Origin of the sequence: Mycobacterium sp., assembly GCF_049280035.1 — a bacterium.
Taxonomy (GTDB): domain Bacteria; phylum Actinomycetota; class Actinomycetes; order Mycobacteriales; family Mycobacteriaceae; genus Mycobacterium.
In genome coordinates, this window is record NZ_JBAPPI010000286.1 from 1 (window position 1) to 10,744 (window position 10,744).

Below are 10,744 nucleotides of genomic sequence, written 5' to 3' on the forward strand. Positions count from 1 at the left end.
GTCGGCCGCAGTCATCGCCGCGGTCAACGGCTTGTATGGGGACGAGTTGACTGAGCGCGACAACCCGCTTGCGGGCGCGATGGTCATCCGGCACCGCGGTAAACCGGTTGAGCCGACGGCCGACGCGATTGCGGCTGCATTCCCGACGGCCACCGATCGGGTCGTGGTGTTCCTGCACGGCTGGTGTCTTACCGAGCGGTCATGGTCTCGGCAGCCACGCGAGGACTCCGGGGCAAAGGACAGCCGCAGCTATGGCGAGCGCCTGCGCGACGATCTCGGATTCAGCCCGGTTCGGCTGCGTTACAACACCGGGCTGCACATATCGGTTAACGGCCGAACTCTCGCCGAAATGCTCGACCGATTGCACGCGCATTGGCCGGTGCCGATCACCGAGCTGGCGCTGGTAGGCCACTCGATGGGCGGACTGGTGGCGCGCAGCGCTTGCCATTACGGCGCACAGCAACAGCATGGATGGACCGACACGCTGAGTCATGTTGTGTGCCTTGGCTCGCCGCATACGGGGGCCGATCTGGAGAAGGGCGTGAACATCGCGTCATGGGCATTGGCACGGCTGCCCGAAACCTGTGCCATCGCAACCTTTTTGAACTCCCGCAGCGACGGGGTCAAGGATCTGCGGTTCGGCGCCTGCCTTGATGAGGACTGGGGTGACGCCGACCCGGACGAGTTCCTGCACGATCGCTGCAACGAGGCGCCGTTCCTCCCACATGCCACTTACCATTTCGTAGCTGCCACAGTCACGCCGCCGCTGCTCGGGATGATCGCCGGCGACCACCTCGTGCGGTCGCCAAGCGCAGCCGGCCGTGGCAGGTCGCGGCGCATTCCCTTTGACACCGAGCAGGGACTGACGCTGACCGGGCTGAATCACTTGGACTTGCTGAATCATCCGCTGGTCTATGCGAAGCTGCGCGACTGGCTGACCCGCTAGGGCATCGTCGCGCCGCCGGCCAGCGCGGCGATCCGAGCTGCCACGTCGGCAGCGACGGCCAACGTCTGCGGATCATCGGCCGCCAAGTAGCGGTCGACGGTGGTGTCGTAGCTGGCGCCCGCGATCGATCCGTGGTCGGCGGGCAACTCGACCACCTCCACCGGCCACTTGTTCCGCCGCAGGGCCGAGGCGAACTCGCGGGTCGCCGCGACCGGAATGACGTCGTCGGATAGACCGTGCAGCAGAGTAAACGGCCAGCGTCGCGCGTCCTGCTTGAGCTGCGTGGCCGGCACTCGACCGAAAATCGGATCGGAGACCATGAACGCCCCGGCGAGGCAGACAGTGTGTGCGAACCCGACATCAACTCGTCGCGCCTGAATCGTCAGCCCGGCCGCCGCGACACCGCCCATCGACCATCCGACAAGCACCAGGCCATCGGGGTCGTCGACGCGGTCACGGGCAAAATGCACCGAGCGCAGCAGGTCGGCGCGCCCGCCATCGTCGGCATGTGAGTTCCAGTCCGGGACCACGACGCCTAAGCCATGGCGGACCAGCCGTTCGGCGAGTGGCCGGACCGCGAGGCGGGCGTCGGCCTGCTGGCCGTGCCACAACAGCACGGTCCGTTGCGCGGGTGTGCCGGAAACGTCTACCAACCGACCCGGGGCGTATTCGACGGTGTCCATGCCCTCCAGGCTGGCCTGCCGGCTAGGCCATTACGGCTTCGGCGGTGGCGCTCCGCCGCCTAACAGCGAGCCGAGGATTCCTAACGGGAGGCCTGCCTGCTCCGGCGTCTTGCCCGGGTCGGGGACCGCCGCGTCGTCTTTCTGCCATGGCTGGCAGCCGTCCGTCTTGAACGTCTTATCAGTCGGGTCGATCCGCACGACCTGCGGCTTTTTGCTCATCGCGTTGTCGAGCAGCTGTTTGCCGTCGTCGCCGGCGAGCCGTTTCCAGTAGCAGACGCCGTTACCTTGCGGCCCGGCGGAGGTATAGGTGCCGGGCACGATGTCGGTGCCCACCGCGAACGTGCCGTCGTGGTCGATGCTCGTCTTCGGCCCGTTCGGCGCTGGCGCGGGGGCCGGTGCAGGCGGCGGCGCAGGGGGATCGGCACTGGCTAGGCCGCCGGCCGCCCCCCAGCTCAGCGCGATGAGCGCCGCGGCCGCGATAGCGGTTGACTTCGACCTCACGAATAGCAGCATACGGGGTTTGTGCGGGGCACGCCCGAGCCTGATTGGGCTGCTAGGCGGTCTTGGTGAGCAGCGGCAACAGCAACCGGCGACGCGCAGAATTGGCATCAGCGAAGTACTGCAGCGCCTCGTGCACCGAGCCGAAGACGGGGAAGCTGGATTCCTCCTGGGTGACCAGCAGCGTCGTGTTTACTGCTTGGCTGGGGACCACGGACCACTCCAGCCCGGCGGCGCTGCAAACGTCATCCAACCGATGAAGAAGTCGAACAGCTTGTGCTGCAAAGCAATTCAAACCGGACAAGTCAAGGACAAACGGCTTGTCCGGCAGGATGAAGCGCTTGGAGTGCTCGCTGACCTGGTCGACATTGGTCGCGTCGACCACACCGCTGATCGTCACAACGGTTGCCAGGTGACGACACTGCGCCCGCACCGCGGCGCCGTTGCAGTCGAACGGGAGATGGGCGTGACGGGGCGTCACGTACGAAGCGGCGCTGTCGATCGAATCCTTCATGAGGCCCCCAGTTCTCAAACGCTGTTGCTGCAAGTCTGTTTGAGACGCTAATTGGTTACTCTAAGGTCACTGGGCGAACCGTTTAATACTTTGCTAAGAAACAATTTTCAGTTACCGGCCAGTACGCCCCGACGACTCGCCGTCAGTCGGCCGACTGGGCCCTCGCCTAGGTCAGCCGCTGGACCGACCCGGCATAGCCGAGGGCGTGCTCGTACACCTCGAGGTTGTCGCGAGAAATCTTCGCGTGCACCGGACGCTCGAGAAGAAAACGGAGCACGGGGTTGAAGGCGTGATAGGTCTCATGGAAGGTCAGCACGGTGCTGCCGTCGGGTTGTTCCTCCAGTTCGTGGTACCCCTCGGCGCGCGACCACAGCGGCTTGCCAATCGCCACATAGCGCGAGAGCTTGTTGATCTCCGCCTCGGTAATGGTCTCCCACGAACGCCCCTTGCCGCCCGACAGCAGGTACTTAGGCACAGGAAAGACACAGGTGCGGACCAGTCCCTCGCCGGCTTCGTCGCCTTCGTTGAGGATCTCCATGCTGCCTGTCGGCCACTCGAGCACCCGGGGTCTGGGTGCGTCCGGCGGCGCCGGTGGATGCAGCACCCGCCATACCTTTTTCGGGGGTGCATCGACATGAAATCGCACGGTGTAGGCCTGCATCAGCTTTCTCCATCCGGCTGTCCCCAGGTATCCCAAAAAGTGACGGTCTCCGCGGGCGGCCGTGACGCCGGCCGGAAGTCGGTGCCAATCGTGTAGGCCACTGGGAACAGCGCGGCCTGTGTGACCGTGGCCGGAATTCCCAGCAGTTCGGCCACTTCTTGCTCCTTGGCCAAATGCATTGTGGTCCAAACTGATCCGAGACCGCGGGACCGAAGCGCAAGCAAAAAGCTCCAGCCGGCCGGGATGATCGATGCCCAAGCGGATGAAGCAACCAACAGATCATTGCCATCAAAGCGGCGCTGCAGGCATGGGATGACGTGCACCGGAACTTCAGCCAGCGTTTCGGTCAGGCTCAGCGCACCGCGGTACACCCGTCGGGTCTGCGGATCGGACTCGGTCGCGGCGGCGTGAGCCAGATACTCAGCGCCGATGCTGCGGTAGATTTCGGCGATCGCCGCGCGCTTGTCCGCGTCGGTAATCACCAGCCACCGCCAATCCTGCGCGTTGCTCGCCGTGGGCGCCTGCATCGCCACTCGCAGGCACTCCAGGATCACGTCACGACCGACCGGCCGGGTCAAGTCAAGACGTTTGCGCACCGCCCGGGTAGTGGTGAGCAATTCGTCGACAGATCCGATGTCCACTCTTCTCGACGGCCCTCTCAGAGGTCGATCGCGCATGACTGATCGACGCCCAGCACGGTCAACGACCGCCCCAGACCAAGGAACACCGCCACACACAGTGTCAGATCAAGGATTTCCGCGTCGGTGAACAATTCACGAAGCCGACCGACGAACGCGTCGTCGATCGATCCATGATCATTGGCGAAACGTTCGGCGTACTCGATAGCAAGACGCTGCCGCGGCGTGTAGCCGGGGTAAGTGGAGTACGCGGCGACGTTCTCATAAAGCTCCGGTGGGACGCCCGCCTCGAGCACCGACGGTGCGCGAAAGTCCGAGCACGCAACGCAGTCATTGATCTGTGCGATGCGCATCCTGGCGAGTTCGCGCTCTTCTGGCGGCAAGATGCTCTGCTGGTAGGCCCCGCGGATCATCCGTTCAACCATGTCGCCCAGCGGCGGCCGCAGTGTCCAAATCATCGCGGCCTCACCGCCCGGGCCGTCGGGCACATCAAGCCTGGCCATGGGTGCGAGCAAACCAGATGCCTGGCTTAACTGTCTAGGTTGCCGCCCTTGGACTTCAGCGGGCGTCGGGATTAACGTCCGTTGAGCGGAAACGTTGCACGGTGCAGCATCGCGCGTGGGAGGTCTCGGCATGCTTTTCATGCACGAGGTGCACAAGGTGCGGGGACGCGCCGAGGACGAATTCGAAGCCGCCTTTCGACACGGCTGGATGCCCACACTTGGCGGCGAAGACGAAGCCCGGCTGCTTTGGTACGCCAACCACGCACACGGCAGCGGCCCCGCCTACACCGTGGTCACCGTGACCGCGGTTCGCGACGGAGCGGCATGGGAGCGCTTGGCGCTGCGGATTCAGAAGGGCGATCTGCGGCAGTGGATGCGCCAGCTCGACGAGCTTCGCCACGACGTCGAGGCCAAGATCCTGATGGCGCTTCCATGGTCGCCACTGCAGGACGTGCCGTTCGGCGAGGTACCTGTCGATGACCGGGAACACGAGCTGACCCTCTACATGGAGGACACCATGTGGCCGTATGAGGACAAGTTCACCGAATACATCGACCGATGCGGTGACGTGTACTCCAAAAGCCTTGAGGCGCCGGCCGCAATGTTGACCATCCAAGCCGCGTTCCAGCCTGCCCTGGGCAGTCAGCTGCGCCGTGAAGTAGTGCTGATGCAGCGCATCCGCCAGCCCGAGGCCTTACTGAACCTCCTTCGTACCGAAATCCCGCCGGACTACCGCGCGCCGGGAACTTGGATGCACGACGCTTTGGATTTGCGCGATCAATGGACTAGCAGGCTGCTCCGGACCTCGTCGTGGTCACCTCTGTATTGAGCCGCGGATGAACGTCGGCACGATCGTCGACATCGCCGCCACCGGCGATCCTGACCGCGTCGCGCTGATCATCGGCAACCGCAGGATCGGCTACGGCGAGCTGGCGACGGCCGTCGAACGCTGCGCCGCCGGGCTGGCTGCTAACGGGGTGGTGGCCGGAAACCGCGTCGCCGTCGTCGACGGCGGCAGCGTGCTGTCGATCGCATCGGTGCTCGGCGCCGCGCGCATCGGTGCGGCCGCGGCGCTGATGAATCCCGCGCTCACCTCACCGGAGCTGCGGGACATGCTGCGCAACGCGGGATGCGTCGGGGTCGGGATCGCCGGGGAATCATACGCCGGCCAGCTGCGCGCAGCGGGGGCAACCAGGACGTTGACGCCCGCCGATCTACTGAACGGCCACCAACTTTCGCGGGTGTCGCCCGTCGACGAGATGGGCGACCGCGACGCCCTGGTGCTCTTCACCAGCGGCACGACCGGACTCCCGAAGGCGGTCGGGATCACCAGCGGACAATTGACTGCGCGAATTCGGGGAATTGGGGCGCCGTTCCGCACGAACGCGGCGGCCACGGTCGGGATGATGTGCGTCCCGTTCTTCCACGTCGGCGGCTCGCTGGGCATGCTCGGCAGCCTCTACTCGGGCAACACCTCGGTCGTTCAGGAACGGTTCGACGCCGGCGACTGGCTGCGCTTGGTGCAGGAGCATCGGGTACGCACCGCGTTCCTGGTGCCGACGATGCTCCAGCGCATCCTCGACCATCCCAACTTCACCGACACCGACCTGAGCTCGCTGCTGGCCATCGCCTACGGTGCGGCCGCCGCGCCCGTCGCGCTGGTGCGCCGTGCAATGGCCGCGCTGCCACATGTCGCGTTTGCCAACGTGTTCGGCCAGACCGAGACACTCGGCGCCTACACCACCTTGTCGCCGGAGGATCACCGCGACCCCAACCGGGTGGGATCGGTAGGCAGGGCGCTGCCCGGAGTCGAGGTGCGAGTAGTGGATCCCAATACCGGCAGCGACGTCGAGACGGGAAGCGTCGGCGAGTTGTGGGTGAACACCAGCCAGAATGTCAGTCAGGGCTGGCTGCATACCGGTGACCTTGCCCGCCAGGACACCGACGGCTACATCTATCCCAGCGGTCGGTTGAGCGACACCATCAACCGCGGCGGAGAGAAGTTCGGGCCGACCGAGGTCGAGGAAGCACTGCGGGCCCATCCGGCGGTCACCGACGTAGCGGTGGTCGGGATCACCGATGACGAGATGGGCCAGCGGGTAGGGGCGGCCGTGGTGGCCCGCCTTCCCCTAACACTCGAGGAGCTGCGATCGCATTGTCGTGATCGCATCGCCTATTTCAAGCTGCCCGAGCGGCTGATGATCGTCGACCACATCCCGTACAGCGAGACCGGCAAGGTCAATCGCCGTCAGCTCGCCGCGTTGATCGTCGACCAGGCCTGAGCCACCGAAAGGAGTCGCCGTGCTGTTCCTTCACGAAACCCACCAGGTCGTCGGCACTCGCGAGGACGACTTCGAGGCGGCCTACCGCGAGGGCTGGATGCCCATACTGGCGCAGCGCGACGATGCTCGACTGCTCTGGTACACCAACCATGCGCACGGATCGGGGGCCGCTTACAACGTCGTCACTATCACCGGCATCGCGGACGGCGCGGCGTGGGAGAGCCTGGCGCGCCGGGCACAAACAGGCGATCTGGCGCCATGGATGCGCGAGCTGGACAACCTGCGCCACGAGGTCAGCGGAAAGATCCTGCTGCCGGTCGAGTGGTCACCCCTACAAGAAGTGGACCTGACAAGCGTGCCCACCGACGGCGCAACGCATCCGCTCAGTTTGTTCATGGAGGACACCGGTTGGCCTTACGCCCCGCTGGACGACTACATCCGGTCGTGGGATGAGATCTACTACCGGGTGCTGTCCAAGGCGCCACCCGGCAGAAGGGTGCTCGAAATCCAGGCCTGCTTCCAGGTGGCGCATGGCAGCCACAAACGCCGAGAGGCCATGCTGTGGCAGAAGATTGACGCGACCAACGACTACGCGACCCTCTTGCATCTGCTGACTACCGACATCCCGGCTGACCACCGCGGACCTGGCACCTACATGTTCGACGCGTTGCAATACCGCGACCAGTGGCAGAGTCGGCTGCTGCGCACCTCCGCCTGGTCGCCACTGTACTGAGGACGGCGTGCAGAGTTAGGTACCGGCTCGCCGATCCAGAATTTCTGTCGCGCCGCGGACCATGTCACGCACGATGTCAGCGGCCGGGCGAACGTCGTGGATGAGTCCCACCGCCTCGCCGATGAGTATCGCGGCCGCGTCGAAATCCTCTGCAGCAACAGCCTTTTCGAAGGTCTCGATCGCTTCGGGCAACGACGCCGACAGTCGCGCCTCGTTGCCATGCCAGGTGTCGAGGAAGGAATTACCCAGCGCCCGCTCGTTGTATTCGGCGGGCCAATCCAGCCGCCGCACAGCGTCATAGACCTGAGTGCGAAAGGTGTCGTCGCCTTCGGCCTTCAGGGCCCGCTGGTGCGCTCGCGGCGAAACCAACGCCTCTGGGGTAGCCCAAAACCTGGTGCCCACCAGGACGCCGTCCGCACCCAGCGCCAGCGCCGCCGCAAGCCCACGGCCATCGGCAACACCACCGGCAGCCAGCACCAGCGTTTCAGGCGAGCGCTCGGCGACGATGTCGGCGACCTCGGGCACCAGGGTGAATGTCGAGGGCCCGGCGCGCCCGTCGTGATGCTGACGGTAGACGTGCAGACACCAGCTGTGAACTGCGTGCATGTCACCGGATTGTGTCCAAGCCACACCGAGCCAGCGACTCGCGATCGGGCGACCGCACTGATACCCTGCCATCGCCGTCGTTTGTCAGGTCGCGTGGAGTGAAACCGCCTGGACAGCCGGCGCAGCAGCACAAATGCGGCAGTGGCGAATGAACCACGAGTGGCCCGACGGAAAGAGTGTTGTGCGCAGCGGAGACATCAAGGCCCTCACGGGACTTCGCATCATCGCCGCCGTGTGGGTAGTGCTATTCCACTTCCGTCCGCTGCTGCGGGACGCGGCGCCCGGATTCCGCGATGCGCTCTCGCCAGTGCTCAATTGCGGAGCACAGGGCGTCGACCTGTTCTTTATTCTCAGTGGGTTCGTGCTGACCTGGAATTACCTCGATCGAATGGGCTGGTCCTGGTCGACACGGTCGACCCTGCACTTCCTCTGGCTGCGGCTGGCCCGAGTGTGGCCGGTCTACCTGGTCACCTTGCACCTCGCCGCGCTGTGGGTGATCTTCACCCTGCATGTCGGTCACGTGCCGTGGCAGGATCTCAGCGGGTTCAGCGCGGTCAGCTACGTGCGTCAGGTCCTGCTGGTTCAGCTGTGGTTCCAGCCGTACTTCGACGGTTCGAGCTGGGACGGGCCGGCCTGGTCGATCAGCGCCGAATGGCTGGCCTACCTGCTGTTCGGCGTGCTGGTGCTGGTGATCTTCCGGGCGGCACACGCGACGAGAGCGCGGAGCCTGATGTGGCTCGCGGTCGCCGCGTCGCTACCCCCGGTGGTGATGTTGCTGGTGAGTGGCCAGTTCTACACACCGTGGAGCTGGCTGCCGCGCATCGTCATGCAATTCACCGCTGGCGCACTGGTCGCGGCCGCCGTCACGAGGTTGCGCCCGACCGATCGCGGCCGCCACGTCGCGGGGTACGTTTCGGTGCTGCTGATCGCCGCCATCGTCGGTCTGCTGTACGTGTTCGACGCGCATCCGTTGCACGGTGTCCAAGACACCAGTGGGCTGGTTGACGTCCTGTTCGTGCCGCTGGTGATGGCCCTGGCGATCGGCGCCGGCAGCTTGCCGGCCCTGCTGTCCACCCGGTTGATGGTCTTCGGCGGACAAATCTCGTTTTGCGTGTACATGGTCCACGAGCTGGTGCACACGGCGTGGATATGGACCGCCGAGCAGTTCCAGCTCACGCTGCACGGCAATGGCGGAAAGCTCATCGTCGCCGGACTGCTGACGATCACCATCGCTGTCGCGATCGCGCTTTTTCATTTCGTCGAAGAACCCGCGCGCCGCTGGATGCGAAGGATGGTCGACTTCAGCGGTCCGACTGCCGACGTCCGGACCGATCCAGCAGCTCACCAGGCGACCGGAAAGCTTCAATCGGTGGACCGGGCCCTGGAGGCCCGACCAAAGCCGATTTCGGCGCGCGCCGGATAGCAAATCAACTCCAGACACGAACGCTGCTGCGCCACACGCTGATCAAGTAATATGCCCTGTGACGCGGGACCTTCGGGGTCCCGCGTCCGTCGACGAATTGGGGGCTTCACCCGCTGACGGGTGCCGCGCGGCCTAGGGGGTGGACAGTGGAGGTAGCAGTGGGTCGTCTAGCTGCGTTCGTCATCTCCCTGGCCCTTGTCATCGGACTGATCGGCCACCGCACGGCACCGGCGCACCCGTACCAGATGGCGGCCCGCGGCACCCCGATTGATCACGTCGCGGTGATCGGGGACTCCTACACCACCGGCACCGATGAAGGCGGGCAGGGGCAGAATGCGTGGACCAACCGCACCTGGCTGACGCTCGCTCACCAGGGAGTTCAGATTTCGCCCGATGTCGCATCCGAGGCCAGAGCCGGCTATGTCGTGCGCGGCGATCACGGCAGCGTTTTTGAAGATCTGACTGGCCGAGCAGTCCACCCCGACGATGCGCTGGTGGTGTTCTTCGGCTCCCGCAATGACCAGGGCGTGGATCAAATGCAGATGGCGGGCATGGCACACGACACTTTCGATTTGGCGCGCCGCATCGCGCCGTCGTCGAAACTGCTGGTGATCGGCCCGCCCTGGCCGACTGCCGATCCGCCGTTCAACGTCTTGTACGTCCGCGACGCCCTCAACAGCCAGGCCGATTGGGCGGGGGCAACATTCGTCGACCCGATCAGGGAGGGCTGGTTCGTCGGTAGGCCGGACCTGATCGGCCCTGACGGGGTGCATCCCAACGATGCCGGACATGCGTATATGGCGGAGAAAATCGCTCCACTGATACGTGCCCAGTTGTCCAGGCGGAGCTAAACATTCGACGCGTTTCGCGCATCGTCGCCCGGGGTATCAAGAGGTGCACCTGACGAGATTGGGGATTGCGCATGAAGTCTGAAGTTCGGACGACGCTGGCATTGTTCGGCGCTGCGGCGATGCTCGTGTTTCCGGTTGGCTGCGTCGTCGGCGGCAAGGGCGTGCCGACGCACGCCACGACGACAACGACCACGACGACAACCACCCCCACGACCACGACGACAACCACTCCTTCATCGAGCGTCGCGCCAGCACCTGAGCCACCGCCTGCCCCCGGCGACGGCGGGCCGGGCGGTATCACCGGCGGCGGTGGACCTAACGGCGGCAGTGGCAGCATCCCCGGCGGTCCCACCGGCGGCGGCGGACCTGGCGGCGGCTGGGGTCAAATCCCTGGCGGCCCTAGCGG

General features: G+C 65.3%; 13 protein-coding genes and 1 pseudogene. 7 read left to right on the top strand and 7 right to left on the bottom strand.

From position 1 onward, the window contains the following. A partial coding sequence (locus WAN71_RS09475; protein ID WP_422225086.1) for an esterase/lipase family protein occupies positions 1 to 946 on the top strand: 946 nt, incomplete at its 5' end. On the opposite strand, the gene WAN71_RS09480 is transcribed toward WAN71_RS09475, so the two are convergent. The 6 genes from WAN71_RS09480 to WAN71_RS09505 form a co-directional block, all read right to left on the bottom strand. Then, positions 943 to 1,629: an alpha/beta hydrolase family protein gene (locus WAN71_RS09480; protein WP_422225087.1), complete on the bottom strand. Its 687-nt coding sequence runs from the start codon at positions 1,627 to 1,629 to the stop codon at positions 943 to 945. The two genes, WAN71_RS09475 and WAN71_RS09480, sit on opposite strands and share 4 nt — an antisense overlap. Positions 1,630 to 1,659: 30 nt before the next feature. Then, a complete protein-coding gene (locus WAN71_RS09485; protein WP_422225088.1) occupies positions 1,660 to 2,130 on the bottom strand; it encodes a hypothetical protein in 471 nt (156 codons plus the stop codon). A gap of 52 nt (positions 2,131 to 2,182) precedes the next feature. Further along, entirely contained in the window at positions 2,183 to 2,641 is a 459-nt protein-coding gene (locus WAN71_RS09490) for an STAS domain-containing protein (protein ID WP_422225089.1), read from the bottom strand. Between the two features lie 166 nt (positions 2,642 to 2,807). Beyond that, positions 2,808 to 3,302 (bottom strand): SRPBCC family protein, encoded by a 495-nt coding sequence (locus WAN71_RS09495; protein WP_422225090.1) that lies wholly within the window; start codon positions 3,300 to 3,302, stop codon positions 2,808 to 2,810. Further along, entirely contained in the window at positions 3,302 to 3,943 is a 642-nt protein-coding gene (locus tag WAN71_RS09500; RefSeq protein WP_422225091.1) for a nitroreductase family protein, read from the bottom strand. Before WAN71_RS09500 ends, WAN71_RS09495 begins: the two co-directional genes overlap by 1 nt. A gap of 17 nt (positions 3,944 to 3,960) precedes the next feature. Continuing rightward, positions 3,961 to 4,443 carry a carboxymuconolactone decarboxylase family protein gene (locus WAN71_RS09505; protein ID WP_422225092.1) on the bottom strand — a complete coding sequence of 161 codons (483 nt, stop codon included), beginning with the start codon at positions 4,441 to 4,443 and terminating at the stop codon, positions 3,961 to 3,963. 115 nt (positions 4,444 to 4,558) lie between these two features. Here WAN71_RS09505 and WAN71_RS09510 point away from each other — a divergent pair, with 115 nt between their 5' ends. Genes WAN71_RS09510 through WAN71_RS09520 form a run of 3 tightly spaced genes read left to right on the top strand, consistent with a single transcriptional unit; the run spans position 4,559 to position 7,458 of the window. Then, positions 4,559 to 5,272 (top strand): hypothetical protein, encoded by a 714-nt coding sequence (locus WAN71_RS09510; protein WP_422225093.1) that lies wholly within the window; start codon positions 4,559 to 4,561, stop codon positions 5,270 to 5,272. 7 nt (positions 5,273 to 5,279) lie between these two features. Next, entirely contained in the window at positions 5,280 to 6,725 is a 1,446-nt protein-coding gene (locus tag WAN71_RS09515) for a class I adenylate-forming enzyme family protein (protein ID WP_422225094.1), read from the top strand. Positions 6,726 to 6,744: 19 nt separating this feature from the next. After that, positions 6,745 to 7,458, top strand: coding sequence for a hypothetical protein (locus tag WAN71_RS09520; protein ID WP_422225095.1), 714 nt, complete (start codon positions 6,745 to 6,747; stop codon positions 7,456 to 7,458). A gap of 15 nt (positions 7,459 to 7,473) precedes the next feature. Here the strand turns inward: WAN71_RS09520 and WAN71_RS09525 are convergent. After that, a pseudogene (locus tag WAN71_RS09525) lies at positions 7,474 to 8,013 on the bottom strand (NAD(P)H-dependent flavin oxidoreductase); the annotation flags it as partial. 232 nt (positions 8,014 to 8,245) lie between these two features. Here WAN71_RS09525 and WAN71_RS09530 point away from each other — a divergent pair. From WAN71_RS09530 to WAN71_RS09540, 3 genes are all read left to right on the top strand, one after another. Continuing rightward, positions 8,246 to 9,487: an acyltransferase family protein gene (locus WAN71_RS09530; RefSeq protein WP_422225098.1), complete on the top strand. Its 1,242-nt coding sequence runs from the start codon at positions 8,246 to 8,248 to the stop codon at positions 9,485 to 9,487. 158 nt (positions 9,488 to 9,645) lie between these two features. Further along, positions 9,646 to 10,338 (top strand): Rv0518 family GDSL lipase, encoded by a 693-nt coding sequence (locus WAN71_RS09535; RefSeq protein WP_422225096.1) that lies wholly within the window; start codon positions 9,646 to 9,648, stop codon positions 10,336 to 10,338. A 71-nt stretch (positions 10,339 to 10,409) separates the two neighbouring features. Then, positions 10,410 to 10,744: hypothetical protein (locus tag WAN71_RS09540; RefSeq protein WP_422225097.1), on the top strand; the 335-nt coding region annotated here is incomplete at its 3' end.

Coding starts and splice junctions, on each gene's coding strand:
- WAN71_RS09480 (WP_422225087.1), bottom strand. CDS start 1,629: ATGGACACCGTCGAATACGCCCCGGGTCGGTTGGTAGACGTTTCCGGC.
- WAN71_RS09490 (WP_422225089.1), bottom strand. CDS start 2,641: ATGAAGGATTCGATCGACAGCGCCGCTTCGTACGTGACGCCCCGTCAC.
- WAN71_RS09495 (WP_422225090.1), bottom strand. CDS start 3,302: ATGCAGGCCTACACCGTGCGATTTCATGTCGATGCACCCCCGAAAAAG.
- WAN71_RS09505 (WP_422225092.1), bottom strand. CDS start 4,443: ATGGCCAGGCTTGATGTGCCCGACGGCCCGGGCGGTGAGGCCGCGATG.
- WAN71_RS09515 (WP_422225094.1), top strand. CDS start 5,280: ATGAACGTCGGCACGATCGTCGACATCGCCGCCACCGGCGATCCTGAC.